The following is a 25,536-nucleotide window of genomic DNA, read 5'->3' on the forward strand; positions in this document are numbered from 1 at the left end:
CAGAAAAACCAACGACTTGGGCGAAATTTCCGTCGATCACAATGTTATGTTCTAACGCATGTCAGATATGCGCAATCGGGCCTTGCCGCCCCCCGGTGAGCGCCCTATCCGAGGGGCCTTCACAACCTGACCTCGCCAGTCGCAGACAAGCTATGGTCCAAAACTAGGCAAATGCCATGAATATCAAACATCTTATCGGGTTCGGCCTCACCGCCGGGCTGCTCTCCTCTGCTGCCTATGCGCAGGAAAACGTCACCACCGGTTTCGACCCGGTCATCGAAGACCGCACCATGACTTCCATGGTTGGCTGGACCGCCGGCGTCTCTGCCGCGACGCGGTTCAACACGTCGGATGATTTCGATCACCTCGAAAACGAAGTCGAAGGTTTTGTTGAGCTGACCTACGGCGGCTTCCACACCGGGCTGAGCGCGACATCGCTTTACCAAGACCCCACCGATGACGTCGAATTCGAAGCAAACCTCGGCTACGGCGCGGACTTCGGTCAGGGCCTGAGCTGGGACCTGACCTATGGCTACATCTGGCTGAACGATTCCAAAGACCACAGCGAAGAGATCACCGCGACGCTGGGCTTCCCCATCGGGCGCGACGCTTCGGGCGCATTCGCCGTGATCATCGACCCCGACAATGGCGAAAGCGATCAGGAAGTGGCGTTCGAAGCGCCCCTGTCCGAGCGTTGGACCGCCGTTGGCCTCATCGGCAACAGCGACCGTGACGACAACATCTATGCCGAAGCCGGTGCCGTTTATGACTTCGGTGACGGCGTCACCTTCGAAGCGCTTTACGAAGACACCAACGATGGCGACGGCGTGCTGGGCTTCACCGTGAGCTACGAAATCGGCGGCTAAGCCGTCTCGGGATCAGAAGCGATCCGACCCTAAGGCCGCTGCGGGAGACCGCGGCGGCCTTTTTCATGTGCCGCGGCCAACCCTGCCCACCGCAACGAAAAAGGGCCACCCCGGAGGGCAGCCCTTTCGCAAAAAATGACCGGTAAGCTTAACGCTTGGAGAACTGGAAGCTCCGGCGCGCTTTGGCCTTACCGTATTTCTTCCGCTCGACAACGCGGCTGTCGCGGGTCAGGAAGCCTGCCGCTTTCAGCGCACCGCGCAGGGAGGGATCGTAGAGTTGCAGGGCTTTGGAGATGCCGTGCTTGACCGCGCCCGCTTGACCGGACAGACCGCCGCCTTTGACAGTCGCGATCACGTCGAACTGGCCTTCGGTGTTGGTGATGCCGAACGGCTGCGCGAGGATCAGCTGCTGCACGGGGCGCGCGAAGTATTCGTTCTGCGGCTTGCCGTTCACGATGACCTTGCCGGAACCGGGCTTGATCCAAACGCGGGCGACCGCGTCTTTACGCTTGCCGGTGGCATAGGCGCGGCCCAGTTCGTCACGAACCGGCTCACGGGGGGTCACTTCGGTCTCGGTGCCCTGCACGCCGCCGATGTTGTCGGTCACGGCTGCTTCCAGACCGTCGAGGGATTTGATTTCGTCAGCCATGCTCATGCACTCCGCGTGTTTTTCTTGTTCAGGGATTTGACATCCAGAACTTCGGGGCTCTGCGCCTCATGGGGGTGTTCGCTACCTGCATAGACGCGCAGGTTGGTCATGATCTGGCGGCTCAGGCGGTTGCCGGGCAGCATGCGCTTGACCGCTTGGGTCACAACACGCTCAGGATGCGCGCCTTCGAGGATCTGTGCCTTGGTGCGCGATTTGATGCCACCGGGGTGGCCGGTGTGCCAGTAGAAGTGCTCTTCGCGCTTCTTGCCGGTCATCTGCACCTTGTCGGCGTTGATGACGATCACGTTGTCGCCGCAATCCATATGCGGCGTGAAGGACGGCTTGTGCTTGCCGCGCAGGCGCATGGCAACGATCGAGGCGAGACGGCCCAGCACGACGCCTTCGGCGTCGATGATGATCCATTTCTTGTCGATATCTGCCGGTGTCGCAGAAAAGGTTTTCATGGATGAATTCCCGTTTGAGGTTGGTCGGAACGAGGAATCCCCGCCCGGTGTCTGATGGAGGCGTTATAAACACATGCATCGCCGGGTCAAGCGCAGCAATGCCTGATTTTACAAGCCAAAACAAGGTGTTGTGATTTAGGTAAAATAATACCCCATATTTCTACACGCTGATCTGCTCGGGTGGATTGTCCAGAAGGCAGCGCAGCCGCTGCATCGCCGCCTCGAAGGACCGCAGAGAGACATGGGCGTTCACCGCGATGCGTACCGCATGGGGTGCGCGGCCATCGCGCAGGGCGAATTCATCGGCCGAGCGGATCTGCACGCCCTGTGCCTCTGCCGCGCGGCAGAACCCGGCGGCCCGCCACCCCGGCGGCAGTTGCAGCCAGAGGAAGGGCACATCGCGCGACCATTCCAAGGCGTGGCCGCCCAGATGGTTCACCGCCACTTCGACATATTCCGCCAGTCTTTCGCGAATATCGGCGCAGATCTCCTTGAGCCGCGGGTCGGTCAGGAGGATCCGCGTCGCCTCGGCCAAGGGCCGGGCAAGGCCGAAATACCCGTATTCCGCCACCCGCCGCAGATCCGCCGAGCGCCCCGCCGGGGCCAGTGCAAAGCCGACGCGCAGGGCGGGCGTCAATTCCTTTGAGATCGAAGAGACATGCCAGACATGCTCGGGCCAAAGCGAGCGGTAGCTCGGCGCGCGGGCGTGGCCCATGCGGTAGCAGTCATCCTCCAAAATCTCCAACCCATGCCGTTTGGCGACTTCCAACAGCGCACGCCGCCGTTCAAGGCTGGTGTGGCTGCCCGTGGGGTTATGCACCTCCGGCGTCGTGCAAAAGACCTGCGCCCCGCTGTCGCGCGCGGCCTTGTCCAGCGCCTCGGGCAGGACGCCCTCTGCATCCATCGCCACCCCGACCACCTCGGCGCGCAGCACTTCCGCCGCGCGGCGAAACCCGGCGTAGGAGAGGTCTTCGACCAGCATCACCGGCTTCGGCCCCGACAGGATCGCCTGAAGTACCAATACAATTCCACTCTGCCCACCGTGCGACAACACCACGTCACGCTCGCTCAGCGGCCCGAGCGCGAGATGCGACAGCCAGTCGACCACCGCTTGCCGCACCGGGGCATAGGCGTCGCGGGTGGGATAGTTCATCAGGTCTTCGCCCGGCACATCCGCCACCCGCCGCAGGGCGCTGCGGATCAGCGCCACCTGCCCCATGTCCGGCAGTCGTGGGCTGAAGAGGCTGACCGCATCCGTATCGGCAACCTCCAACTCCTTGATCCAACTATCTTGTTCGCGATTCCAGACATCTTCGCGGATGGCCGCCTGCGGCGGGGCGACAAAGGTGCCACGGCCCACCTCGGCCTCCAACAGACCTTCATCGGTGAGGATGGTATAGGCCCGCGCCACGGTGCCGGGGGTAATCCCCAATTGCCACGCCAGTTCCCGCACCGGCGGCAGCTTATCCCCCACCGCCAAAGCGCCGGAGTTGATCCCCTGCCGAATGGTCAGCGCGACGAGCTTGTACTTCGGCCCCTGCCCCTCGGCCAGTGTCGGCTGCCAAATTGTACCCATTACAATATTCCTGTGGTCAAATTGTACCGCGCTTTGTACCGTTGTATCTGTAGGTATTCTACACTTTGTGTCAATACAATTTCGCCAATACAATTTCAAGGAGTTCCCCCATGACACAGGCACGCCCCCTTACCGCTGATGCAATGACATTGATGACATACCGCGCCCTGCCGGTCCCTGCGGTGATTGCGCTGCGCTTTGCGGCGGTCGTGACCACATGGGCGGCCCGCCGACGCACCCGGATCGCGCTTGCCGCGCTTGAACCGTGGGAGCTTGAAGATGCGGGACTGACACCGGAACAAGCCTCGGCCGAGGCTTCCCGCGTGTTCTGGCAGGCGTAGCTTCCCTGTGGCGCTTGCCAGACCTCTTCCTCGGGCCGGGTTTTCCCGGCCCTTTTTTGTGGCCTCTGAGAATTCCTCGGCCCGGAATCAAGCCGCAGGCGGAATCGCATAAGTCAGCCCGGCCCGCGCCACCGGCTTGTCCGACCCCTCGGAATAGATCAACACATCCGTCACCGACAGCTGCCGCCCCAGCTTCAGCAGCTTGGCATGGGCCACCAGCGGCACATCCGCCAGCGGTTTGCGCATAAAATCAATCGAGCAATTCGTCGTTACCGCCAGCGCCTTGGGCCCGATCATCGCCAGCGTCACCAGATAGGCCGAGACATCCGCCAGCGCGAACATCGACGGGCCTGAAACAGTCCCTCCGGGGCGCAGATGGCGACGGCTGGTCAACAGGCGCATGGTGATCTCGTTCTCGGCCACATGATCCACGGCGAAATCATCCGCCACCTGATCGAACACCTCCCGCATGAAGGCTTCCAACGCCTCCGCATCCATCACAACGGCCATACTTGTCCTCCCTGCTGTCCTCGGCGTAACGTTGGCGTGATCAACCGGGGAGGGCAAGGTGGCAATTCTTGACGTTACGGCACGCGGGCCGGTGACCCACCTGCGCATGAACGCCCCCGAACGGCTGAACGCCCTGTCGGACGAAATGCTGGCCGCCCTGCACGCGCGCTTCGACCAATTGGCCCAAGACCGCGCCACGCGGGTCGTCGTCCTGTCCGGCACTGGCAAAGCCTTCTGCGCGGGCCACGACCTGCGCCAAATGACCGCCATGCGCCAAGCCGAAGACGGGGGCGCGGCGGGCTTCAAAGACCTCTTTGACCGCTGCGCCGCCCTGATGGCCCGCATTCAAAGCCTGCCGCAGCCCGTCATCGCCCAAGTGCATGGCATCGCCACCGCCGCGGGCTGTCAGCTTGTCGCCACCTGCGATCTGGCCATCGCCGCGGATGACTGCCGCTTTGGCGTCAACGGCGTGAACATCGGCCTCTTCTGCTCGACCCCAATGGTCGCCCTGACCCGCAACATCCCGCGCAAACAGGCGTTCGAGATGCTCACCACCGGAGAGTTCATCTCCACCCCCCGCGCTGCTGAACTGGGCCTGATCAACCGCGCCGTGCCGGGGGACCAACTGACCCAAGAAACCGAGGCACTGGCCGAGAAGATCGCCGCCAAACTCGGCACCGCCGTCGCCCATGGCAAAGGCGCTTTCTACCAACAAATGCAGATGCCCACCGAACAGGCCTACGCCTTCACCGGCGAGGTCATGGTCCGCAACATGCTCGAGACGGAAACACGCGAGGGCATCGACGCCTTCTTGGAAAAACGCCGCCCCGATTGGCCCCAATGATTGTTTCCAAAACCGCCAGCCTTTGTTGCCACGCGGGGGCTGGCAAATCTGGCGAAATCACGGCATAGTTATGTTAGGGTATAGTAACCCTGATGATTTTGGGTCGCCGCAGGCGGAAGGTCCCTCCGGGTCAGCCTCTCACTGACCGACCATTCCCGCCGCGGCGACCCCAAAACCATTCCTCTCCCGCAGCCTCGTCGCGCCTTCTTGCCTGTTGCGTGCGGCGCTGCCCTGCCCTACATCGCCCCCATGACAGATACATTGCACATCATCGGCGGCGGCATGGCCGGATCAGAGGCGGCTTGGCAAGCGGCGAACGCGGGCGTGAAAGTCGTGATCCACGAAATGCGCCCCAAAGTCGAAACCTTCGCCCACCAAACCGGACTTCTGGGCGAGATGGTCTGCTCCAACTCCTTCCGCTCGGATGATGACGAACAGAACGCCGTCGGCCTGCTGCATTGGGAAATGCGTGCCGCCAACGGGCTGATCATGGCCTGCGCTGACAAGAACCGCCTGCCCGCAGGCGGCGCATTGGCGGTGGACCGCGACCCCTTCGCGCAGAGCGTCACCGACACGCTGCTCGCACACCCCAACATCACCGTCGAATATGGCGAGATCACCGAACTGCCGCGCGATGGCAAATGGATCATCGCCACCGGTCCGCTGACCTCGGGCAAGCTGGCCGAAGCCATCGCGGCTGAAACCGGCGCCGAGGCGCTGGCCTTTTTCGACGCCATCGCGCCCATCGTCTATTTCGACAGCATCGACATGTCCAAAGCCTGGATGCAGTCGCGCTATGACAAGGGCGAGACCGAGGAAGAGCGCACCGCCTACCTCAACTGCCCGATGGACAAGGAGCAATACGAGGATTTCATCGACGCGCTTTTGGCCGCCGAAAAGACCGAGTTCCGAGAGGGCGAAACCGCAGGCTATTTTGACGGCTGCCTGCCCATCGAAGTGATGGCCGAACGGGGCCGCGAAACCCTGCGCCACGGCCCGATGAAACCCGTGGGGCTGACCAATCCGCACCAGCCCGAGGTCAAGGCCCATGCCGTGGTGCAATTGCGCCGCGACAACAAACTGGGCACGCTTTACAATATCGTCGGCTTCCAGACCAAGATGAAGTACGGCGCGCAAACAGATGTTTTCAAACGCATTCCGGGACTGGAGAACGCGCGCTTCGCCCGTTTGGGCGGCATTCACCGGAACTCCTTCATCAACTCGCCGACACTGCTTGACGACCAGATGCGCCTGCGCAGCCGCGACAATATCCGCTTTGCGGGTCAGATCACCGGTGTCGAAGGCTATGTCGAAAGCGCCGCCATGGGCCTGCTGGCGGGCCGTATGGCCGCCGCCGAAATCAAGGGCGGCAGCCTGCCCACCCCGCCCGACAGCACCGCCATGGGCGCGCTGATCACCCATATCACCGGCGGGGCCGAGGCAAAGACCTTCCAACCGATGAACGTGAACTTCGGCCTTTTCCCCCCGGTCGAAGGGCTGAAATCGGGCCGCCGTGGCCGCAAGGACCGCTACAAAGCCTATACCGACCGCGCCAAGGCCGATTGGCAGACGTGGCTTAATCAAGGTTAACGCGGCGGGGGTTAACACTGGATCCTCCTGCTCATCCCCCATATCCTAAGGGCATGACACAGCATTTTTTTGACAAGGCCTATGCGGCGCGGGACACGAATGTGATCCGCAGCCTCTATGACGAATGGGCAAGCAGCTATGACGAGGACATCAAGGCGCAGGGCTATGCCACGCCCGATCGCGCCGCTGCCACGCTCGCAGAATTCCTCGGCGACAAAGAGCAGCCGATCTTCGACATCGGCTGCGGCACCGGGCTGTCCGGCGCGGCGCTAAAACAGGCGGGTTTCACCACCATCGACGGCGGCGACGTTTCCGCCGCCATGCTGGAGCAAGCGCGCAAAAAAGACATATACCGCAACCTATTAGAACTCGAAGTTGACGCGCCACTTCCCTTTGCGCCCGGGGCTTATGCAGCGATCAGTGCCATCGGCGTGATCGGCCCCGGTGCGGCCCCCATCAGCCTCTTCGATACGCTGATGCATGGGTTAGAAAAGGGCGGTAAGCTCCTATTTTCACTTAATGAAAAGGCGCTGGAAGATCGCGGTGCTTTAGGCATGATCCACGAATGGACCGATTGCGGCGCGGCGATCCTTCTCTTTGCCGAGGAAGGGCCGCACCTGCCCGGGATCGACATGAAGTCTACCGTCTATCTGATTGAAAAGAATTGACTCTTACCATCAGATTCGCACCATCTCCGACCGGACCACTGCACCTTGGCCACGCCTATTCCGCACTCTTGGCCTATGATCTGGCAAAGGCCGCAGGCGGCGATTTTCTGCTGCGGATCGAAGACATAGACCAATCCCGCGCGCGTGCGCATTGGGAGGCGCAGATCTACGAAGACCTCACGTGGCTGGGCATCGACTGGCCGCAACCCGTCATGCGGCAATCGGATCGAATGGCGGCCTATGAAGCCGCCATAGATGTCCTCTGGTCGCGCGGTCTGCTCTATGCCTGCACCTGCAACCGCCGCGACATTGCCGCTGCCACCAGCGCGCCGCAAGAGGGGGCAGAACCCGTCTACGGCCCCGATGGCCTCATCTACCCCGGCACCTGCCGCACGGCAGGCCACTCCAAAGGCTCCGGCGCGCTGCGCCTCGATATGCGTAAGGCACTGGAAACCCTTGGCAATACCAAGCTAAGCTTCACCGAAAACGGCCAGGGGCCGAATGCCGAAACTGGGAAGATCACCCTCTCCCCTGATGAGTTGATCGGCACGGTCGGGGATGTGGTCTTGGCCCGCCGCGACATGGGCACGTCCTATCACCTTTCGGTCGTGCTCGACGACGCCGCGCAGGGGGTGACGCTGGTCCCGCGCGGGGCCGATCTGTTCGAGGCGACCTATATTCATGTGGTGACACAGGCATTGCTGGACCTGCCGACGCCGCTCTATCATCATCACCGGCTGATCCGCGATGACAGCGGCAAGAGACTGGCCAAACGTGATGACGCCCGCGCCATCGCGCTCTATCGCGAAAACGGCGCCACCCCCGGCGAAATTCGTGAAATCGTCGGGCTTTAGCGCACGCTCTTAATCCATCGGCTTCATCAGTTCGACCTCTTCACCGTCCTGAATGCCGGTGTAAAAGCAGCTCCGCCGCCCGGTATGACAGGCCGGCCCGGTCTGATCCACCATCACCAACAGGCAATCCCGGTCACAATCGACGCGCATCTCGACCAGCTTTTGCGCATTGCCGCTGGTTTCGCCCTTCACCCAGAACGCCTGCCGCGAACGGCTCCAATAGGTGACCTTGCCGGTCTCGAGGCTGCGCGCGATGCTCTGCGCATTCATCCACGCCAGCATGAGCACCTCATGGGTCTCGGCGTCCTGCGCGATGGCCGGGATCAGACCCGCTTCGTTAAACTGAAGGCTTGCAGGATCAAATGTCATCGGGCACCTCGTGGAAATATTTGCATCTGTCTCTGCGGCGCTTATGTAGGGTTTCAGCACGAAAAGGAACAGCCCATGTCGGATGAGACGGACCTCATCAAGCTCTACTCCGCGCGCATTCTCGCGCTCGCGGCCGAGATCCCCCACTTGGGCCGCATGGAGGCCCCGCAGGCCAGTGTGAAACGCCGCTCACCGCTCTGCGGCTCCACCGTGACGGTCGATGTGCGGGTTGAGGATGGGCATCTGGCCGAGATGAAGCAGGACGTGAAAGCCTGCGCCTTGGGGCAAGCCGCCGCCGCCGTGGTGGGCGATGCCGCCCCCGGCAGGTCGCTTGCGCAGATCACAACCGCACGCGATCAACTGCGCGCCATGCTCAAGGGCGAAGGCCCGGTGCCGGATGCCCCTTTCGACGGTTTCGAAGTGCTGACCCCCGCCACGGCCTATAAAAACCGCCATGCCTCCATCATGCTCAGCATCGAAGCATTGACGGAAGCGATGCAAGAGGCCGAAGCACCTGCCGAAGCGGGCGAACGCTGATCGCGGCCAACCTCAGCCTGCCTCCCCCCCCCTGAAAAGCTAAAAAAACGCCGCACATCCTGCGAAGGATGGCGGCGTCAGTCGGCGTGCCTCATGTGGGACCCACTTTGCCGAAACCCGACGCGGACAGGCAAGTCGGAGCATCAAATTGGGACGGATGCAGCGGCAAAGCGGCATGAGAGCCTTGGCAGAACTCAGATAAAGGCGGGCAGATGCAGACCCACCACCAGCATCACGATCAAAGCGGCGGCCCCTGCTGCATCTTGCAGCAATGTGGCCTGTGATCTGACGGCGATAGATTTCAGGGCAGTGTAAGTAATCATCAATACCTCCTTATCTGTGTTGCTTCTTTGTTCTCATTTCCTCACCCACAAGTAAAGAACTTTTTGAGAACATCCGCGAACATAATGAGGTTTCGATCGCTAACCCACTGTTATCAAACGGATCGCCTCATCCTGCCGCATGAGCCACAAAAGCAGTCTCACGGCCTTGCCGCGCGGCCCTTCGAGGCTGGGGTCATCGACCAAAAGCTTGCGAGCGTCTGATTGCGCCACCGCCATCAGCCCCGCCTGACGCTCCAAATCCGCCACGCGGAAACGCGGCACGCCGGACTGCGCCGTGCCAATCAGATCCCCCGTGCCGCGCATCTTCAGGTCGGTTTCGGCGATGACAAACCCGTCCTCTGATTCGCGCAGCACCTCAAGCCGCTGGCGGCCCGTCTCACTCAGCGGCGCTTGATACATCAAAAGGCAGGTCGAGGCGCCTAAGCCCCGCCCGACGCGACCCCGCAACTGGTGCAGCTGCGCGAGGCCGAAAATTTCGGCACGTTCGACCACCATGATTGTTGCATTGGGCACGTCGACACCCACTTCGATCACTGTCGTGGCCACCAGCACCTTGGTCTCCCCCGCTTGGAAGGCGCGCATTGCCGCGTCCTTCTCGGCAGGTGGCATCTGGCCGTGGACCAACCCGACGATCCCTTCGCCCAAGGCCGCACGCAGCCGCTTAAACCGGTCCTCCGCCGCGGTGAGATCGCTGACTTCGCTTTCCTCAACCAGCGGACATACCCAGTAGCACTGCCGCCCCTCGCTGATCGCATGGCGCATCCGGTCGATGACCTCATCCATCCGTGAGGTCGAGACGAGCGCTGTGCGAATGGGCTGCCGCCCGGGGGGCTTTTCATCCAAAATCGAGACATCCATATCGCCGTATTGCGCCAGCGCCAGACTGCGCGGGATCGGCGTGGCGGTCATCACGAGCACATCAGGGAGCTTCCCCTTACGGCCCAGTTCCAACCGCTGCCGCACGCCGAAACGGTGCTGTTCGTCAACCACGGCGAGGCGCAGATCGGCAAAGCTGACATCGGCCTGAAAAACCGCATGAGTGCCGACGAGGATTTGGATATCACCGCGCTCCAGCGCCGCGAGCTTGGCCCGTCGCTCGCCCCCCTTGTCGCGCCCGGTGAGCAGTTCCAGCACAACGCCCGCCTGTTCCGCCAGCGGTTGCAGCCCCATAAGGTGCTGACGGGCAAGGATTTCCGTCGGCGCCATCAGCACCGCTTGTCCCCCCGCCTCAACCGCGCGCAAGAGCGCCATAAAAGCCACCAGCGTCTTGCCCGCCCCCACATCGCCCTGCAACAGCCGGTTCATCCGCGTCTCGCGGCCCATGTCGGCGGTGATCTCTTCGATCGCGCGCTGTTGCGCACCGGTGGGGCGATAGGGCAAGGAGGACAGCACCCTTTGTTGCAGACGCCCGTCGCCCCGGTTCGCCCGCCCGATCTTGCGCCGCTCATTCTGTCGCGCCAGCGCCAAGGTCACCTGATGGGCGAAAAGCTCATCATAGGCCAGCCGCTCGCGCGCGGGCGCGGTGGCGGTCAGGTCTTCGGCCTTCTGCGGATCATGCGCGGCCTCTGCGGCGGCGGCAAAATCGGGCCAGCCGGCCTGCGCCACCTGCCCCGGATCAGCCCATTCGGCGACCACGGGCAGCCGTTTCAACGCGCCGCGGGTGGCCTTGTACATCAGCTTTTGTGTCAGTCCGGAGGTCAGCGGATAAACCGGCTCAAAATCGGGAATGCTGCTGGCCTGATCCTCCGGCACCGCGAAATCAGGGTGGACCATCTGCGCCATCCCATCGAAAAACTCCACCCGGCCCGAGACGATGCGGCGGCTGCCTTCGGGCAATTGCCGCTGCCAGTAATCGCCCCGCGCGTGGAAATAGACCAGTTGAAAACTGGTCTGCGCGTCCTCGACCATGATGCGATAGGCGCCGCCCTTGTTGCGGGCCGGGCGATGCGCGCCGATGGTGACCGCGACGGTCAATGTCGCGGGCAGATGCGCGTCCTTCACGCTGTCGCGCAGACGCCGGTCGATGCCGGAATGCGGCAGGGTAAAGATCAGATCGCGCGGCGCTTGGATGCCCAATTGCCCCAGCACCTGCGCGGTCTTAGGCCCCACCCCTTCGAGCGTTTCCAGCCCGGCGAAAAGCGGGAAAAGCTGTTCCGGTCTGCCGCTCATTGGCCGTCGATCAGGGCCAGCCAGCCGTCTTCATCCAAGGTCTCGATCCCCAGTTCGGCGGCCTTTTTGGCCTTGGACCCCGCCCCCGGCCCCGCGACCAGAATGTCGGTCTTGCCGCTGACCGAGCCCGAAACCTTGGCCCCCAAACGCTCCGCCCGGGCCTTGGCCTCGGCACGGCTCATCTTCTCCAACGTGCCGGTGAAGACGACCGTTTTGCCCGCCACGGGGCTGCCTTCGGTGTCGGGCCGCTCGGCAGGGACTACGGTCAGATGCGCCACCAACCGGTCGATGGAGGCGCGCTCCGCCTCTTGCGCGAAGGCCGAGACGAGCGAGCCCGCCATAACGCTGCCCACCCCATCGACGCCGATCAGATCGTCCCACGCCGGGCCGTCCAGCCCGCGGGCCTCGGCCATGGCGGCCTCGAAACTCTGCCAATCGCCGTAGTGGAGCGCGATCAGGTTCGACGCCGCCTCGCCCACATGGCGAATGCCGAGGGCAAAGATCAGCCGCGCCATGGGAATTTCACGCCGATCTTCAATGGCTTGGAACAGATTTTCGGCCGATTTCGGCCCCCAGCCTTCGCGGTTCTTCAACTGCTGCACGCCGCTGCCGTAACGCTCTTTCAGGGTGAAGATATCCGCAGGCTCTGCGATCCAGCCGTCGTGGTAGAACTGTTCGACCTGTTTTGCCCCTAGACCGTCGATGTCAAAGGCTTTGCGGCTGACGAAATGGATCAGCTTTTCAACGGCTTGGGCCGGACAGATCAGCCCGCCCGTGCAGCGCCGCACCGCATCGCCCGGCTCGCGGATCGCATCCGACCCGCATTCCGGGCAGGTGGTCGGAAAGACGAAAGGCGCCGCATCCTCGGGGCGTTTCGACAGGTCAACATCTGCCACTTTCGGGATCACATCGCCCGCGCGGTAAATCTGCACCCAGTCACCGACGCGCACATCCTTGCCACCGCGGATTTCGGCACCCTTGCTGTCGAGCCCTTTGATGTAGTCCTCATTGTGCAGCGTCGCGTTGGAGACGACGACACCGCCCACCGTTACCGGCTGCAACCGCGCCACGGGGGACAATGCGCCGGTGCGGCCGACCTGAATGTCGATGCTCTCAAGCCGGGTCCATGCCAGTTCGGCAGCAAATTTATGGGCCACGGCCCAACGCGGGGTGGTCGAGCGAAAGCCGAGCCGGTCCTGCAGAGCAAGGTCATCGACCTTGTAGACCACGCCGTCGATGTCATAGCCAAGGGTGGCGCGCTGCGCCTCGATCGTCTCATAATGGGCGACCATATCGCCCGGCCCCTTGCAAAGCGCGGTCAAAGGGTTGGTCGAGAACCCCAGTTCCGCCAAACGGTCGATGGCGCCTTTTTGGGTGTTGGCCAAAGCGGCCGAAAGCGCGCCCCAAGCATAGGCGAAGAACCGCAGGGGCCGCGTGCGGGTGATTTCAGGGTCCAATTGGCGCAGCGATCCGGCGGCGGCATTGCGCGGGTTGGCGAAAGTCTTGCCGCCCCTTTCCGCCTGCCGCGCGTTCAGGGCCGCGAAATCGGCGTGGCTCATATAGACCTCGCCGCGCACCTCCAGCAGATCGGGCGCGTTCTTGAGCTTTTGCGGGATATCTTGGATCGTGCGGGCGTTCGCGGTGACATTCTCACCCACAGCACCATCGCCGCGGGTGGCGGCCTGGACCAACACGCCGTTTTCGTAGCGCAGAGAAAGCGACAGCCCGTCGATCTTGGGCTCTGCCGTATAGGCCAGCGGCGCATCGGCGCCGAGGCCGAGGTATTTGCGGATCCGCGCGTCGAATTCGGTGACTTCCTCGGCGTCGAAAGCATTGGCGAGCGAGAGCATCGGCACCGCATGGCGTATCTTCCCAAAACCTTCGGCGACCGGTGCGCCGACCTGTTCTGAGGGACTATCGGCGCGCTTGAGGTTCGGCAAACGCGCTTCGATCTCGGCATTGCGGCGTTTGAGCGCGTCATATTCCGCATCGGAGATTTCCGGTGCATCCTCCGTATGATAGGCGGTGTTCGCCGCGCTTAGCACCTCGGCCAGCCGGGCCAATTCCGTCTCTGCCTGCGCTTTGGTCAGCGCTTCAACCTCGATCTGGGATGTCACGATCTGCCCCCGATATTGTCATCTGTCGCTTAGATAGGTGGCGATCAGGGGCAGGTCTAGCGATTTCAGGGCGAATGATTTTTGGCCCGGACCGAGGGGGATCAGGCGCTGGCGGCCAAATCCATCTCGACCGGGTCAGGATCGCGCAGCACATAGCCGCGGCCCCAGACCGTCTCGATATAGCTCTCCCCGCCGGTGGCTTGGCTCAGCTTCTTGCGAAGTTTGCAGATGAAGACATCGATGATCTTCAACTCAGGCTCATCCATGCCGCCATAGAGGTGGTTGAGAAACATTTCCTTGGTCAGGGTCGTGCCCTTCCGCAGACTCAGGAGTTCGAGCATCTGATATTCCTTGCCGGTCAGATGCACGGGGGAATCATTCACGCTGACGGTCTTGGCATCAAGGTTCACCGCCACTTGGCCCGTCTTGATGATCGATTGCGAATGCCCCTTGGACCGCCGAATGATGGCATGAATCCGGGCGACCAATTCCTCCCGATGAAAGGGTTTGGTCAAATAATCGTCGGCGCCGAAGCCGAAGCCCCTCAGCTTATTTTCCGTATCGTCGGAGCCTGAGAGGATCAGGATCGGCGTCTCAATCCGGGCGAGCCGCAACTGGCGCAGCACGTCATGGCCGTTCATATCCGGCAGATCGAGGTCGAGCAGGATCAAATCATAATCGTAAAGCTTGGCCAGATCGATTCCCTCTTCGCCCAGGTCGGTGGCGTAGACGTTGAGATTCGCATGGGTCAGCATCAGTTCGATACTGCGAGAGGTCGTTGGGTCGTCTTCAACTAACAATACACGCATTTCGGTTACTCCGGCTCATCTTGGACGATGGGCTCACCCTGAGCAAAAAAGGTTAACTACCCGTTACCGATACTCGATAGGATAGATCAACAACTTAAAGTTGTCTATATTTTTTCAAGGCCGTGGCTTTCAGCGCCGCCTCCCCATGTTCGGTAACCGCATGTAACCACTCCATAAATTCTTCGTCACTGATGCCGTAACGCTCCAGCGCTTCGGATTGGGTGATCAGCCCATAGACCACCCCCCGCACTACCGCCGCCTTGCGCGAGGCCACCCACCTGCGGGTATCGGCGCTTGGCAAATCAGCGCGTGACATCACGCTCCCGTCAGCGAGGGTAACAGACCGTGGCCCATCGACTTTTTTCAGGTACATCGCATCATCCGCCATTGTTTTGGCGTCCAATAACCCCCACCTGCCTTAACGCGGCGTGAAGCCCGCCCTTGTGACTAGGTAGGATTTTCCTATATTCGCGCACAAACTCCGGAGAGACCCATGGCCCTTGATCAGACCCCGCCGCTCAATTCGCTTGGCTTTGCCAAAGCGCCTGCCGATACGCGCGTCGTCGTGGCGATGTCGGGCGGCGTGGACAGTTCCGTCGTCGCGGCCATGCTCAAGGACGAGGGCTATGACGTCGTAGGCGTGACCCTGCAGCTCTACGATCACGGTGCGGCGCTGGCCAAGAAAGGCGCCTGCTGCGCGGGCGTCGACATTCAGGATGCCCGCCGCGTGGCCGAGGAGATGGGCTTCCCGCATTACGTGCTGGACTATGAGAATGTCTTCAAGGACGCCGTGATTGACGAGTTTGCCGACAGCTACCTCGGCGGTGCCACGCCGGTGCCCTGCATCCGCTGCAACGAGCGGGTGAAATTCAAGGACCTATTGGAGACGGCCAAGGATCTGGAGGCCGACTGCATGGCCACCGGGCACTATATCCAGCGCAAGATGGGTGAGAACGGGCCAGAGCTGCATGCCGCCGCCGATGGCAACCGCGACCAGAGCTATTTCCTCTTCTCCACCACCGAAGAGCAGCTGTCCTACCTGCGCTTCCCGCTGGGCCATCTGCCGAGCAAGGACGACACCCGCAAGCTCGCCGCGAAATACGGGTTGGAGGTCGCCGATAAGCCTGACAGCCAAGACATCTGCTTTGTCCCGAACGGCGACTACGCCGCGGTGATCCGCAAGCTGCGCCCCGAGGCCGCTGATCCGGGCAATATCGTCGACACCGAGGGCAATGTGCTGGGCAGCCACGAGGGCGTGATCCATTACACCATCGGCCAGCGCCGCGGCCTCGGCATCGGCGGTCTTGCCGATCCGCTTTATGTCGTGAAGCTCGACCCCGAGCGGAAAGAAGTTGTCGTCGGTCCGAAATCCATGCTCGCCACTCGCAAGATCCCGGTGCGCGAGATCAACTGGCTGGGCGATGCGCCCCTGGCCTCACAGGCGGAATGGAACATCGCCGTTCGCGTGCGCTCCACCCGTCCGCCACGCGATGCGATCCTGCGCCCGATCAGTGAGACGGAGGCCGAGGTCGAGCTACTCACCGCCGAGGAAGGCGTCTCTCCCGGGCAGGCCTGTGTTTTCTATGATCCTGAAAGCACGCGCATTTTTGGAGGCGGCTGGATTCACCGCGGCTGACAGCCCTTAAAGCCGCGCCAGCACCGCCCGCGCGGCCCGCAAGCCGGGTGCCTCACCCCCCTGCCCCAAACGCGCCATCGTCAGCGCCATGGCGTCCTTCTGGGCGCCGGGCGCGCGCAGCACTTGCAAGACACCTTCGGCGATCGGACCGGGACGGCAGTTCGCGCCGATGAATTCCGGCACCACGCGGGTTTCCGAGACGAGGTTGACCAGCGTCACCGTATCCACCCGCAGCATCCGACCGATGATCTGGCGGCTGATCCAATTCATGTCATAAGCGATGACCATCGGCGTGTTCACCGCGGCAAGCTCCAGCGATACGGTGCCCGAGGCCGCAAGCGCCACATCCGCCGCGCGGAAGGCGGCGCGCTTGCTGGCGTTGAAAGCCTCGACGCTTTGGTCGCGCGGATCCAGCACCAGCGGGTTGCCCGCCCAGTTGCGCGTGACCTGTTTGACCAAGGCGGCCACAGGGGCCGCCGCAGGGACGACGACACGCAAGGACGGCTCGGCCTCGACCAATCGCGCAACGACCTGCTGGAACACCGGCGCCAGCCGCGAGACCTCCCCCCGACGCGAACCGGGCAAGGCAAGCAACAAGGGCGCATCGGCGAGGCGGTGTTCGGCACGGAACGACGCCGCGGCGGCGTCATCGGCTACAGGCTCGGCCACCACCGGGTGGCCGACGAAATCACAGGCCATGCCCGCCGCTTCCATATAGGGCGGCTCGAAGGGGAACAGGGCGAGGACATGATCGACGGAACGGGCCATCTTCTCGGCCCTGCCGGGGCGCCATGCCCAGACGGTTGGGGCCACGTAATGCACTGTTCTGATGTCGGATTTCTCTTTCACCTTGCGCGCCACGCGCAGCGAGAAATCGGGGCTGTCGATGGTGATGAGCACATCTGGCTTGGTTTCAATCACCGCCTGTGCCGTCTCATTGATCCGGGCCATCAGCGCGCGGTATTTGGGCAGGATCTCCGCCAGCCCCATGACGCTAAGCTCATCCATGTTAAAGCGGCTTTCCAGCCCCTCAGCCGTCATCTGCGGCCCGCCGATGCCGTCGAATGTCACCTCGGGGCTGAGTTCTTTCAACCCGGCCATGAGCGCGCCGCCCAACCGGTCGCCCGAAGGCTCACCTGCCAGAATGAACACCTTCATCCCGCGTCCCCCTCTCGGACCCAAAGTACCAATCCCAATTCATCGGCCAGCGCCACGCAAGCGTCCCGCTCCAGCAGCATCACCCCGCCCGCCTTGACCACCACGCCCGCCAGCCCCGCCGCATGGGCGGCGCGCAGCGTATCGGGGCCGATGGTGGGCAGGTCGATCTCACGGATCTGGCCAGTTTTCGGGCCTTTGCAGAGCACTGCGCGCGCGCCCTGCACCGCTTCTGGCAGGGTCGCAAGCAGGTGATCCGTGCCCCCAATGGTCTCGACCCCATAGACCTGTTCGCGCCCGATCACGCAGGCCTGCCCGATGTCCAAGCTTGCCAACCCGTCCAGCACCGCCGTGCCGCGCGCCGCATCCCGGCGTATCTGATCGTCGGGCAGCTCGCGGGACAGCACACCGCTGTCGGCCAGCAGGTCCGGGACCAGTTCGTCAGCGCCAACCACCCGCAGGCCATGATCTTCGAAAATCGTCTTGATCACCTCAAGCGCGCCATTGTCGCCCGCCCCAAGGGCGGCTTTGAACTGCGGCACCAAGGGCGCCGTGCGCATGTCGAGCTTGGCAGGATCGAGCGTAGGCCGGTCAATCGCACCGCAGAGGCAAACCTCGCGGATGCCAAGGCCCAGAAGATGCGCAAGCAGGCTACCCAAAGTCTCCAACCGGAAGGTCAGATCGGCCTTCAGCCCATCGGGCGCGCAGCCCTCATAGGCGCAGACCAAAGGCGGCACGTCCTGCGCCGCCGCCACCCGCGCGGGCAGGCCGCCGCGCCCGGCGATCAGCGCAAGGCTCATTTCGGCGTCAGGAAATGGCGGCCCGTGTCGGCCATAACGAAATCGACGATCTGGCGGACGTAATCGCTTTGGGTCTCGTCCCCCAAACGCCGCGCCCGGTCCGAGAATGTCCCCTCGCCCTGCGCCAGCATCTGGAAGGCGGCCCTGAGCGCCGTGATGTCGCTGCGCGCCACGCCCGCGCGTTTCAGGCCAACGAGGTTCAGCCCGTCGAGATCACCGCGCGGCGCTTGCACAAGGCCGTAGGGGATCACGTCATTCGTCACCATGGTCACCGCGCCGATGATCGCGCCTTGCCCGACGCGAACGAATTGATGAATGCCAGACAGCCCGCCGATAATCACGTCATCTTCAAGCACGCAATGCCCGGCGACGGCCGCGTTGTTCACCACGATCACGCGATTGCCAACAACAGCGTCATGGGCGATGTGGCAGCCGGCCATGAAGAGCCCGTCATCGCCCACGCGGGTCACCCCGCCGCCCCCTTCGGTGCCGCAGTTCATGGTGACATGTTCGCGGATGCGGTTCCGCTCCCCGATGACCAGTCGGCTGGCTTCGCCCTTGAACTTCAGATCCTGCGGGATCTCACCGATGACCGCGAAAGAGAAGATCACCGTGCCTGCGCCGACCTCGGTCCGGCCGGTGACGACGACATGGGATTTCAACTCCACATCTGCCTTCAGCACGACCTCGGGCCCGACCACGCAGAAGGGGCCGACGCGCGCCGAAGGGTCGATCTGCGCGCCCTCTTCGATCACGGCACTGGGGTGGATATTGCTCATGCCGCGTCCTGCGGGAGATCCAACATCGCCATGAACTCGGCCTCGGCGGCCATTTCACCCTCAACAGTGGCCACGCCGCCGAACTTCCAAATCTTCGCACCCGGCTTGCCGCGCAGGGTCTTGAGGTCCATCCGCAGCACATCGCCGGGGCCAACCTTGCGGCGGAACTTACATTTGTCGATGGACATGAAATAGATCAGCATGTCGCGGTCCTGCATGCCAAGGGCCGTGCCCACCATCACACCCGCAGTCTGGGCCATCGCCTCCACAATCGTCACGCCCGGCATGATCGGCGTGCCGGGGAAATGGCCCTGAAAATGCGGCTCGTTCATGGTGACGTTCTTATAGCCGACAGCACTCTCGGTGCCCGCGATCTCTTCGACCTTGTCGACCAGCAAAAAGGGATAGCGGTGCGGCAGGATGCGCTGGATCATTTGGATATCGGCGCGCAGCAGCTCTTCGGTCATGGACTGTCCTTTGTCTCAGAAGGTTGCTGAAGGGCTACCAATTCGGGCGGCTGGGGGCAAGCATCCCGGCAGCGCAGAGCGCCTACTCGGCGTCCGTCAGCCCGCTGCCGATCGTCTCGTTGAGAAGCGCGATCGCCTCATCCGTGACCTCGATCGCGGAGGAAGAGACGAAGACACGCCGCCGTTCCAGAATGACCGCTGCATCGGAATTGCGCATCAACTGCTCAAGCACCGGAGCCGCAGCGGCCAGAAACCGCTCGCGCTCAAGGTCCAGCGCCTCGCTCAGCGCCCGGTTCTTTGCCGCCTGCTCTGCCCTTGTGCGCTGCACCTTCTCGTCAAAGGCATCGGCCAAAAGCCGGAACTGCGCCGGTTTCAGCTGAGAGCGTTTTTCGGTGAGTTCGCGTTCTTCCGCCTCAAGCGCCGCTTCGATCTCGCGGTTCTCAGCGGCAAGCTCCTCGCTCTGGGCTTCGATTTCGCGGCTGACGCGCTGGCCAAAGGCACTGTCGCGGAACAGGCGTTCGGAATCGATAGTCAGCACTGGGCTGATCACACCGCCCCCCGTGGGGGCGGCTGTATTTGTCTGAGGTTTCGCCGCAGGCGCCTGCTGCGCAAGGCCGGGGGTGACCCCGGCCAGCATCATCACCAAGGGGATGAAGGCGCGGCGCATGGGTTTAGAACGTGGTCCGCAGGGTGACCTCAAAGCTTTGCTCTTTGTCAAAGCTCTCTTTCTTCAGCGCGTCGGAGACGTTGAACTGAAGCGGGCCAAGCGGCGTGTCCCAGAAGACCGAGACGCCGATCACATGACGGAACGAACCGCTCTCGCCGACGATGGTGCCGCCAGAGGTGTCGACATCGCTCAGGTCCCACAGGTTGCCCACGTCGTAGAAGACGCCGCCGGTGATGCCATATTCCTCAGGCAGGCCCAGCGGGAACTCCGCCTCGAAACGGGCCACGGCAAAAAGGTTACCGCCAAGTGCGTCGTCCACCCCGTTGCTCTGGTCGCGCGGCCCGATGCCGCCCGGCTCAAAGCCGCGCATGATCGACGGGCCGAGGATAAAACGGTCAACCGCACGGTTGGTACCGCTGTTCCACGTCAGCGCCCCGCCTTCGAGCGTGGCACGCAGGGTGACTTCCTCGTTAAAGATACGCTTCTCGCCCGCGACTTTGGCCGTGGTCTTGATATATTCGTTGTCCCCGCCAAGCCCGGCAAAGTCCTGTCCGAACTCGAACAGAACGCCCTGTGTCGGGTCCAGCCCGCTACGGCGGGTGTCGTAGGTATAGGTATAGCCAACGGAGGAGGAGAAGAGCGCGCCCTCGGCGATTTCATTCGCGATGGTGGCGCTGTTGTCCTCGTCGTCCCGCTCCAGCATCTCGATCCCTTCGAGGGTATAGCGCGTCGACAGACGGCCATTCTCGCTGACCGGGAAGGTCAGGCTGGGCTGGAAGACCAGACGTTCGGTGTCATAGCTAGTGTAGGAGGAATTGGTTTCCGCGTAATCCAGCTTGAGGCCAAGCGCCACGTCGCGGCCAAGGAAGCGCGGCTCGACAAAGGTCACGCCATAGCGGGTGGCATCCTCGGCGGTGGAGATCGACAGGTTCAGCCGCTGACCGCGCCCGAGGAAGTTTTCCTCTTGGAAGCTGACCGCCACACCGAAACCGTCGTTGTTCGAGAAGGAGCCGCCGAAGTTCAGCGAGCCTGTGGGCTGTTCTTCCACATCCACGTCGATCACGACCTGTTCGGGGCTGGAGCCTTGGCGGGCGTTAACCTCTGCCGTCTCGAAATACTGCAACGCGCGGATGCGTTCCGCTGCTTGGCGGATTTCGCGCGGGTTGAAGGGGTCACCCTCCACGCTGTCGAACTCACGCCGGATCACACGGTCAAGCGTGGTGGTGTTGCCTTCGATGTCGATGCGCTCAACAAAGATACGCTCCCCACGGGACAGCTTGTAGGTCACGTTGAGCGACAGATCGCGGTCATTGCGGTCGATCACCGGCTCGACGCGCAGGAAATCGACACCATCACGGATCGCTTGGCGCTCGATCCGGGCGATGTCATTCTCGATCAGGGTCGGGGAATAGATCACGCCAGGGCGGATCTTGAGCAGGTCGCGATAGGCCGCCGCATTCAGGCCGGGCACTTCGGTTTCCAGCGTCACCTCGCCGAAACGGAACTGCTGCCCTTCGGTGATGTTATAGGCCACGAAGACGCCATCACGCTCTTCGGTCAACTCGGCATTCACCGCCTCGGTGCGCATGTCGACATAGCCGCGCGACAGGTAGAAATCCCGCAGCAACTGTTTGTCGGCCTCGACGCGGCCCTCGACATAGGTGTCACGCTTGACCAAACGGCGGAAGAGACCCGCCTGTTTGGTGCCCAGCACGCGGCGCAGGCGACGGTCGGAATAGACGCGGTTGCCGACAAAGCTCAGACGCTCGATCTCAACATTGTCGCCTTCGAAAATCTCGAACACCAGATCGACGCGGTTCTGACCGCGGCGGATGATGCGCGGCTGCACGCGGGCCGACAGGCGCCCCTCGTTGCTATAAGCCTCCGCGATGGCGGCGGCGTCTTGCTCGGCTTGGCTGGGGTTGAACACCCGCCGCTCGGTCGAGCCGATGAGTTCGGCCAGCATTTCATCCTTGATGCGGCGGTTGCCTTCAAAGCTGACGCGGTTCAGCGTCGGCAGTTCGACCACCGTGATCACCAGCGTGCCGCCCTGCGGCTCAAGCGAGATGGATTGGAACAGGCCCGAATTTTGCAGGTTCTGATAGGCGTCGTTCAACTGACCGCCCGTCACCGCCTGCCCGCGCCCGATGCCCGCGCGGCGCAGGATAGCGCTGTCGCCAATCCGCTCATTGCCGTCAATGACGACTGTGTTGAACTGATATTGCTGCGCCTGCGCTTGGCTGCCGGGCACGAGCCACGCGACGGACAACATGACACAAAGCGATGCCCCCCGAAGGGTCTTGCCGACATTGCTGCGCTGCGCCCATTCGACGGGCATTCTGCCCTCGTTCCTCAGTCCCATTACACCGACCCGTTTTTTACGACATTGTTGTCAACCTGACTACGCAGGTTAACGGGGTTTGTCAAAAGCAACGGCGGGAAAAATAGTCCATATCATGCGGCAAGTTGGGCCGGAATGACATGATGGGACAAGATCGTGTGAAACTGCCCGATCCGGCAGCTCGCAGCGGTCAGAGAGAGGCGACAAAGGCCCCGGCAGAAAGCGCCGCGGCAATGGCCGCACCAAAGAACGCACGGTCCCAGTTCAGGTCCAAAAGCAGGCTCAGGCCGCGGTATGTTCCTTGCAAGACGTGCATTTTCGGTTCCTTCTCAATGAAGGGGAACCATAGCCAAAGATTGCGGCACGATTTTGTTCAATTGTGGCCATTTGAAGGCATTGCGCCCTGCCCCGAAGGGCAAGGCAGGACTGTCTTTCGCTATCGTTGCGCCGCTTAGGGGCAGAACAGATCGTTGCCGAGCGCAAAGAGCATCAGGGTCAGCACCAAGGCGATGCCAATGCTCATCAAAAAGCGCAGCGCGCCGTCGCTGGGCGGTTTGCCGGTCACCGCCTCATAGGCGTAGAACACCAGATGTCCGCCGTCCAAGGCCGGGATCGGGAAGAGGTTCAGCAGACCGACCGCCGTGCTCAGCACCGCGATGAAATAGATGAAGGACTGCGCCCCTTGGCTCGCCATCGCGCCCGAGGTCTGGGCGATGCCCACCGGGCCGCTGAGGTTGCAGGTGCTGATATTGCCCACGATCATCTCACGCAGGCCCGAGATCGAGCCGGTAATGATGCGCCAAGTGTTGTCCAAACCGGTGCCGAGCGCCTCACCCACACCGGGGGTGTCGGTGGCGGGCACGAAGGCCATGCCGCCCACGATGCCGATGCGCAGGTTCTGTTTAAAACTGCCATCGGGCTGCGGCTCATCCGTGGCTTTGGGGACAAGAGTGAAAGGCAGGGTCTCGCCATCGCGCCAGACGGCCAATTCCTGGGGGGCCCCTTTGGAGGCTTCGACCACCTCTTTCAATTCCCAAAAGGCCACGATCTCTTGCCCATTTACCGCGGTGATCACATCGCCACTGCGCAGACCGGCTTCTTGCGCCGCCGATTGCGGGGCGACGTTGCTGACCAGCGGCGGCATCAGATAGGGGCCGGGCACGGTCAGCTCTTCGCCATCGCGGGTGATGTCATAGCTCAGCACCGCTTCCTGCGGCAGGTTGGTTAGGAAATCGCCATAGCCTTCCCCGGCAGAGAGCGAGGGCACCGGGGTGCCTTCGACCGCGCGCAAAATATCGCCCGGAGCCAGTTCATAGGCGTCACTCGGCAGCGCGCGCAGCTCGCCCACGGTCAGCGGATCACGGGCGGTGCCCGCCGTCATCGCCACGGCAAAGAAGATGATGATCGACAGGGCAAAGTTGAACACCGGCCCCGCCGCCACGGTCAGCGCGCGGGCATAGAGCGGCGCGCCGTGCATCGTGTAGCGCAGCGCCTCGGGGTCGTCGGCCAGCGCTTCCATCGCGGTCTCATCCTTGCCGGAGGCCGCGTTGGAGTCGCCTGCGAATTTCACATAGCCGCCAAAGGGCAGCAGCGCGAACTGCCAGCGCGTGCCGCGCCTGTCGACGCGGGAAAAGAGCACGGGGCCGAAGCCGAGACTGAAGACATCCGCCTTGATCCCGGTCCAACGGCCAACGATGTAATGCCCGTATTCGTGGATCGCCACGATCACCGACAGCGCCACGACAAAGGCCAGTATCGTCCAGATCAGCCCGCCGAACTCCGGCAAAAATCCCATGATGTCCAACGTGCTACCCTGCCCTTTTCTGAATTGCGGCCTCTGCCGCCTTGCGTGCGAGATGGTCCGCCTGCGCCACCAGTTCAAGTGTCATGTCGTCGCGGCCCTGCGCGGCCTCTTCGGCGCGGCGCTCCAACACCTCTTCGACGATCTCGGCCATCTGCGTAAAGCGCAGCCGTCCGTCGATGAAACCGTCAAGCGCCACTTCCTTGGCCGCGTTAAAGACCGCGCCCATCAGACCGCCCACTGCCATGACGTCCCGCGCCAGCCGCAGCGCGGGCCAGCGGGCGTCATCGGGGGCGGTGAAATCGAAACGCCCGATCTTGGTCAGGTCCAGCCGCTCGACCGGAACATGCCCGCGCGCGGGATGGTTCAGCGCATAGCCGATGGCATGGCGCATATCCGCCGGGCCGACATGGGCCATCAGCCCCCCGTCGCAAAAGCCCACCAGCGCATGGATCATTGACTGCGGATGCACCAGCACCTCAATCGCCTCGGGGGAGACGCCGAAAAACTCACGCGTCTCAATGACTTCCATCGCCTTGTTAAACATCGACGCCGAGTCGATGGTGATGCGCTGCCCCATGTCCCAATTGGGATGGCTTGAGGCTTGGTCGAGCGTCGCATGGGACAGGTCTTCGAGCGGCCAATCGCGAAACGCGCCGCCGCTGGCGGTGATGATAACACGCTCAACCGCGGTCATGTCTTCGCCGACCAGCGCCTGAAATACGGCGGAATGTTCGCTGTCGACGGGCAGGATCGTGGCACCGTGGCGCGCGGCCTCGCCCATGATCAACGCCCCGGCGCAGACCAGCGATTCCTTGTTGGCCAGTGCCAGCGTGCCACCTTGGCGCAGCGCCGCCAGCCCCGGTGCGAGCCCCGCCGCGCCGATGATCGCCGACATGGTCCAATCCGCCGGGCGCGATGCGGCCTCGGTGATGGCCTCGGCCCCCGCTGCGGCTTCGACACCGCTGCCGCTGAGCGCGTCGCGCAGATCATCCAGCAGGTCTTCGCGGGCGGTGACGGCCACATCGGCCTTGAGCGCAACGGCGTCCTTAGCCAATTGCGCGATATTGCCCGCGCCGGTCAGGGCCACGACCTCATAGGCGTCGGGCGCGCGGCGGATCAGGTCAATCGTGTTCTGACCGATGGACCCGGTCGCCCCCAGTATCGAAATCTTACGCGGCAT

At 62.8% G+C, this 25,536-nt stretch carries 27 protein-coding genes; 8 read left to right on the top strand and 19 right to left on the bottom strand.

Features of this window, described 5'->3' with window-relative positions; translation table 11 throughout:
* The first annotated feature begins 176 nt into the window (after nucleotides 1-176).
* Nucleotides 177-866: a hypothetical protein gene (locus tag HKX24_RS11125; RefSeq protein ID WP_271693632.1), complete on the top strand. Its 690-nt coding sequence runs from the start codon at nucleotides 177-179 to the stop codon at nucleotides 864-866.
* Nucleotides 867-1,014: 148 nt separating this feature from the next.
* Here HKX24_RS11125 and rpsI read toward each other — a convergent pair whose 3' ends face one another.
* The 3 genes from rpsI to HKX24_RS11140 all read right to left on the bottom strand — a co-directional run bounded on the left by rpsI (nucleotide 1,015) and on the right by HKX24_RS11140 (nucleotide 3,555).
* Nucleotides 1,015-1,515: a 30S ribosomal protein S9 gene (gene rpsI, locus HKX24_RS11130; RefSeq protein ID WP_067266905.1), complete on the bottom strand. Its 501-nt coding sequence runs from the start codon at nucleotides 1,513-1,515 to the stop codon at nucleotides 1,015-1,017.
* 2 nt (nucleotides 1,516-1,517) lie between these two features.
* Nucleotides 1,518-1,979, bottom strand: coding sequence for a 50S ribosomal protein L13 (rplM, locus tag HKX24_RS11135; protein WP_067266879.1), 462 nt, complete (start codon nucleotides 1,977-1,979; stop codon nucleotides 1,518-1,520).
* 160 nt (nucleotides 1,980-2,139) lie between these two features.
* Nucleotides 2,140-3,555: a PLP-dependent aminotransferase family protein gene (locus tag HKX24_RS11140; protein ID WP_271693631.1), complete on the bottom strand. Its 1,416-nt coding sequence runs from the start codon at nucleotides 3,553-3,555 to the stop codon at nucleotides 2,140-2,142.
* 110 nt (nucleotides 3,556-3,665) lie between these two features.
* Between HKX24_RS11140 and HKX24_RS11145 the strand changes: the two genes are divergently transcribed.
* Complete coding sequence (locus HKX24_RS11145) at nucleotides 3,666-3,896, top strand: DUF1127 domain-containing protein (RefSeq protein ID WP_067266882.1); 231 nt, start codon at nucleotides 3,666-3,668, stop codon at nucleotides 3,894-3,896.
* Between the two features lie 87 nt (nucleotides 3,897-3,983).
* On the opposite strand, the gene HKX24_RS11150 is transcribed toward HKX24_RS11145, so the two are convergent.
* The gene (locus HKX24_RS11150) at nucleotides 3,984-4,406 is read right to left on the bottom strand and encodes a PaaI family thioesterase (protein WP_271693630.1); all 423 of its coding nucleotides are present in this window, start codon (nucleotides 4,404-4,406) and stop codon (nucleotides 3,984-3,986) included.
* Between the two features lie 58 nt (nucleotides 4,407-4,464).
* Here HKX24_RS11150 and HKX24_RS11155 point away from each other — a divergent pair, with 58 nt between their 5' ends.
* From HKX24_RS11155 to gluQRS, 4 genes are all read left to right on the top strand, one after another.
* The gene (locus HKX24_RS11155) at nucleotides 4,465-5,250 is read left to right on the top strand and encodes an enoyl-CoA hydratase (protein ID WP_271693629.1); all 786 of its coding nucleotides are present in this window, start codon (nucleotides 4,465-4,467) and stop codon (nucleotides 5,248-5,250) included.
* A 249-nt stretch (nucleotides 5,251-5,499) separates the two neighbouring features.
* Nucleotides 5,500-6,840, top strand: coding sequence for a methylenetetrahydrofolate--tRNA-(uracil(54)-C(5))-methyltransferase (FADH(2)-oxidizing) TrmFO (gene trmFO, locus HKX24_RS11160; RefSeq protein WP_271693628.1), 1,341 nt, complete (start codon nucleotides 5,500-5,502; stop codon nucleotides 6,838-6,840).
* Nucleotides 6,841-6,941: 101 nt separating this feature from the next.
* Nucleotides 6,942-7,508 (top strand): methyltransferase domain-containing protein, encoded by a 567-nt coding sequence (locus tag HKX24_RS11165; protein WP_333909709.1) that lies wholly within the window; start codon nucleotides 6,942-6,944, stop codon nucleotides 7,506-7,508.
* Nucleotides 7,505-8,362, top strand: coding sequence for a tRNA glutamyl-Q(34) synthetase GluQRS (gluQRS, locus tag HKX24_RS11170; protein ID WP_271693626.1), 858 nt, complete (start codon nucleotides 7,505-7,507; stop codon nucleotides 8,360-8,362). The genes HKX24_RS11165 and gluQRS overlap by 4 nt, the downstream gene beginning before the upstream one ends.
* A gap of 9 nt (nucleotides 8,363-8,371) precedes the next feature.
* Here the strand turns inward: gluQRS and hisI are convergent, their stop codons facing one another.
* On the bottom strand, nucleotides 8,372-8,731 hold the full coding sequence (hisI, locus tag HKX24_RS11175) for a phosphoribosyl-AMP cyclohydrolase (protein WP_271693625.1): 360 nt from the start codon (nucleotides 8,729-8,731) through the stop codon (nucleotides 8,372-8,374).
* A gap of 75 nt (nucleotides 8,732-8,806) precedes the next feature.
* Between hisI and HKX24_RS11180 the strand changes: the two genes are divergently transcribed.
* On the top strand, nucleotides 8,807-9,268 hold the full coding sequence (locus tag HKX24_RS11180; protein ID WP_271687444.1) for an iron-sulfur cluster assembly scaffold protein: 462 nt from the start codon (nucleotides 8,807-8,809) through the stop codon (nucleotides 9,266-9,268).
* Nucleotides 9,269-9,462: 194 nt separating this feature from the next.
* Here the strand turns inward: HKX24_RS11180 and HKX24_RS11185 are convergent, their stop codons facing one another.
* The 5 genes from HKX24_RS11185 to HKX24_RS11205 all read right to left on the bottom strand — a co-directional run bounded on the left by HKX24_RS11185 (nucleotide 9,463) and on the right by HKX24_RS11205 (nucleotide 15,080).
* On the bottom strand, nucleotides 9,463-9,591 hold the full coding sequence (locus tag HKX24_RS11185) for a hypothetical protein (protein ID WP_271693624.1): 129 nt from the start codon (nucleotides 9,589-9,591) through the stop codon (nucleotides 9,463-9,465).
* A 99-nt stretch (nucleotides 9,592-9,690) separates the two neighbouring features.
* On the bottom strand, nucleotides 9,691-11,781 hold the full coding sequence (gene recG, locus HKX24_RS11190) for an ATP-dependent DNA helicase RecG (protein ID WP_271693623.1): 2,091 nt from the start codon (nucleotides 11,779-11,781) through the stop codon (nucleotides 9,691-9,693).
* Entirely contained in the window at nucleotides 11,778-13,898 is a 2,121-nt protein-coding gene (gene ligA / locus HKX24_RS11195) for an NAD-dependent DNA ligase LigA (protein WP_276154014.1), read from the bottom strand. The genes recG and ligA overlap by 4 nt, the downstream gene beginning before the upstream one ends.
* A 101-nt stretch (nucleotides 13,899-13,999) precedes the next feature.
* Complete coding sequence (locus tag HKX24_RS11200) at nucleotides 14,000-14,707, bottom strand: response regulator transcription factor (protein ID WP_271693621.1); 708 nt, start codon at nucleotides 14,705-14,707, stop codon at nucleotides 14,000-14,002.
* 94 nt (nucleotides 14,708-14,801) lie between these two features.
* Nucleotides 14,802-15,080 carry a DUF1153 domain-containing protein gene (locus HKX24_RS11205; protein WP_067266163.1) on the bottom strand — a complete coding sequence of 93 codons (279 nt, stop codon included), beginning with the start codon at nucleotides 15,078-15,080 and terminating at the stop codon, nucleotides 14,802-14,804.
* 120 nt (nucleotides 15,081-15,200) lie between these two features.
* Here HKX24_RS11205 and mnmA point away from each other — a divergent pair, with 120 nt between their 5' ends.
* Complete coding sequence (gene mnmA, locus HKX24_RS11210) at nucleotides 15,201-16,343, top strand: tRNA 2-thiouridine(34) synthase MnmA (RefSeq protein ID WP_271693620.1); 1,143 nt, start codon at nucleotides 15,201-15,203, stop codon at nucleotides 16,341-16,343.
* A 6-nt stretch (nucleotides 16,344-16,349) separates the two neighbouring features.
* On the opposite strand, the gene lpxB is transcribed toward mnmA, so the two are convergent.
* From lpxB to dxr, 9 genes are all read right to left on the bottom strand, one after another.
* Nucleotides 16,350-17,501 carry a lipid-A-disaccharide synthase gene (lpxB, locus tag HKX24_RS11215; RefSeq protein WP_271693619.1) on the bottom strand — a complete coding sequence of 384 codons (1,152 nt, stop codon included), beginning with the start codon at nucleotides 17,499-17,501 and terminating at the stop codon, nucleotides 16,350-16,352.
* Nucleotides 17,498-18,298: a UDP-2,3-diacylglucosamine diphosphatase LpxI gene (lpxI, locus tag HKX24_RS11220; RefSeq protein WP_271693618.1), complete on the bottom strand. Its 801-nt coding sequence runs from the start codon at nucleotides 18,296-18,298 to the stop codon at nucleotides 17,498-17,500. The genes lpxB and lpxI overlap by 4 nt, the downstream gene beginning before the upstream one ends.
* On the bottom strand, nucleotides 18,295-19,077 hold the full coding sequence (gene lpxA, locus HKX24_RS11225; RefSeq protein ID WP_271693617.1) for an acyl-ACP--UDP-N-acetylglucosamine O-acyltransferase: 783 nt from the start codon (nucleotides 19,075-19,077) through the stop codon (nucleotides 18,295-18,297). Before lpxA ends, lpxI begins: the two co-directional genes overlap by 4 nt.
* On the bottom strand, nucleotides 19,074-19,544 hold the full coding sequence (gene fabZ, locus HKX24_RS11230; RefSeq protein ID WP_067264885.1) for a 3-hydroxyacyl-ACP dehydratase FabZ: 471 nt from the start codon (nucleotides 19,542-19,544) through the stop codon (nucleotides 19,074-19,076). Before fabZ ends, lpxA begins: the two co-directional genes overlap by 4 nt.
* 82 nt (nucleotides 19,545-19,626) lie before the next feature.
* Complete coding sequence (locus HKX24_RS11235) at nucleotides 19,627-20,211, bottom strand: OmpH family outer membrane protein (protein ID WP_271693616.1); 585 nt, start codon at nucleotides 20,209-20,211, stop codon at nucleotides 19,627-19,629.
* Between the two features lie 4 nt (nucleotides 20,212-20,215).
* Nucleotides 20,216-22,549 carry an outer membrane protein assembly factor BamA gene (bamA, locus tag HKX24_RS11240; RefSeq protein WP_276154015.1) on the bottom strand — a complete coding sequence of 778 codons (2,334 nt, stop codon included), beginning with the start codon at nucleotides 22,547-22,549 and terminating at the stop codon, nucleotides 20,216-20,218.
* 193 nt (nucleotides 22,550-22,742) lie between these two features.
* Nucleotides 22,743-22,868, bottom strand: coding sequence for a hypothetical protein (locus HKX24_RS11245; protein ID WP_269451576.1), 126 nt, complete (start codon nucleotides 22,866-22,868; stop codon nucleotides 22,743-22,745).
* Between the two features lie 135 nt (nucleotides 22,869-23,003).
* Nucleotides 23,004-24,356 (bottom strand): RIP metalloprotease RseP, encoded by a 1,353-nt coding sequence (rseP, locus tag HKX24_RS11250; protein WP_271693614.1) that lies wholly within the window; start codon nucleotides 24,354-24,356, stop codon nucleotides 23,004-23,006.
* Nucleotides 24,357-24,360: 4 nt separating this feature from the next.
* Complete coding sequence (gene dxr, locus HKX24_RS11255) at nucleotides 24,361-25,536, bottom strand: 1-deoxy-D-xylulose-5-phosphate reductoisomerase (RefSeq protein ID WP_271693613.1); 1,176 nt, start codon at nucleotides 25,534-25,536, stop codon at nucleotides 24,361-24,363.

Origin of the sequence: Sulfitobacter sp. M85, assembly GCF_029285915.1 — a bacterium.
Classification (GTDB): domain Bacteria; phylum Pseudomonadota; class Alphaproteobacteria; order Rhodobacterales; family Rhodobacteraceae; genus Sulfitobacter; species Sulfitobacter faviae.

What these genes read in the sequence shown, in the direction of transcription:
- HKX24_RS11180 (WP_271687444.1), top strand. Translation starts at nt 8,807, where the DNA reads ATGTCGGATGAGACGGACCTCATCAAGCTCTACTCCGCGCGCATTCTC.
- rpsI (WP_067266905.1), bottom strand. Translation starts at nt 1,515, where the DNA reads ATGGCTGACGAAATCAAATCCCTCGACGGTCTGGAAGCAGCCGTGACC.
- hisI (WP_271693625.1), bottom strand. Translation starts at nt 8,731, where the DNA reads ATGACATTTGATCCTGCAAGCCTTCAGTTTAACGAAGCGGGTCTGATC.
- HKX24_RS11150 (WP_271693630.1), bottom strand. Translation starts at nt 4,406, where the DNA reads ATGGCCGTTGTGATGGATGCGGAGGCGTTGGAAGCCTTCATGCGGGAG.
- HKX24_RS11125 (WP_271693632.1), top strand. Translation starts at nt 177, where the DNA reads ATGAATATCAAACATCTTATCGGGTTCGGCCTCACCGCCGGGCTGCTC.
- dxr (WP_271693613.1), bottom strand. Translation starts at nt 25,536, where the DNA reads ATGCCGCGTAAGATTTCGATACTGGGGGCGACCGGGTCCATCGGTCAG.
- HKX24_RS11205 (WP_067266163.1), bottom strand. Translation starts at nt 15,080, where the DNA reads ATGTACCTGAAAAAAGTCGATGGGCCACGGTCTGTTACCCTCGCTGAC.
- mnmA (WP_271693620.1), top strand. Translation starts at nt 15,201, where the DNA reads ATGGCCCTTGATCAGACCCCGCCGCTCAATTCGCTTGGCTTTGCCAAA.
- rplM (WP_067266879.1), bottom strand. Translation starts at nt 1,979, where the DNA reads ATGAAAACCTTTTCTGCGACACCGGCAGATATCGACAAGAAATGGATC.
- fabZ (WP_067264885.1), bottom strand. Translation starts at nt 19,544, where the DNA reads ATGACCGAAGAGCTGCTGCGCGCCGATATCCAAATGATCCAGCGCATC.
- bamA (WP_276154015.1), bottom strand. Translation starts at nt 22,549, where the DNA reads ATGCCCGTCGAATGGGCGCAGCGCAGCAATGTCGGCAAGACCCTTCGG.
- HKX24_RS11145 (WP_067266882.1), top strand. Translation starts at nt 3,666, where the DNA reads ATGACACAGGCACGCCCCCTTACCGCTGATGCAATGACATTGATGACA.
- HKX24_RS11200 (WP_271693621.1), bottom strand. Translation starts at nt 14,707, where the DNA reads ATGCGTGTATTGTTAGTTGAAGACGACCCAACGACCTCTCGCAGTATC.
- HKX24_RS11185 (WP_271693624.1), bottom strand. Translation starts at nt 9,591, where the DNA reads ATGATTACTTACACTGCCCTGAAATCTATCGCCGTCAGATCACAGGCC.
- lpxI (WP_271693618.1), bottom strand. Translation starts at nt 18,298, where the DNA reads ATGAGCCTTGCGCTGATCGCCGGGCGCGGCGGCCTGCCCGCGCGGGTG.
- HKX24_RS11140 (WP_271693631.1), bottom strand. Translation starts at nt 3,555, where the DNA reads ATGGGTACAATTTGGCAGCCGACACTGGCCGAGGGGCAGGGGCCGAAG.
- lpxA (WP_271693617.1), bottom strand. Translation starts at nt 19,077, where the DNA reads ATGAGCAATATCCACCCCAGTGCCGTGATCGAAGAGGGCGCGCAGATC.
- trmFO (WP_271693628.1), top strand. Translation starts at nt 5,500, where the DNA reads ATGACAGATACATTGCACATCATCGGCGGCGGCATGGCCGGATCAGAG.
- HKX24_RS11235 (WP_271693616.1), bottom strand. Translation starts at nt 20,211, where the DNA reads ATGCGCCGCGCCTTCATCCCCTTGGTGATGATGCTGGCCGGGGTCACC.
- HKX24_RS11245 (WP_269451576.1), bottom strand. Translation starts at nt 22,868, where the DNA reads ATGCACGTCTTGCAAGGAACATACCGCGGCCTGAGCCTGCTTTTGGAC.
- recG (WP_271693623.1), bottom strand. Translation starts at nt 11,781, where the DNA reads ATGAGCGGCAGACCGGAACAGCTTTTCCCGCTTTTCGCCGGGCTGGAA.
- lpxB (WP_271693619.1), bottom strand. Translation starts at nt 17,501, where the DNA reads ATGAAGGTGTTCATTCTGGCAGGTGAGCCTTCGGGCGACCGGTTGGGC.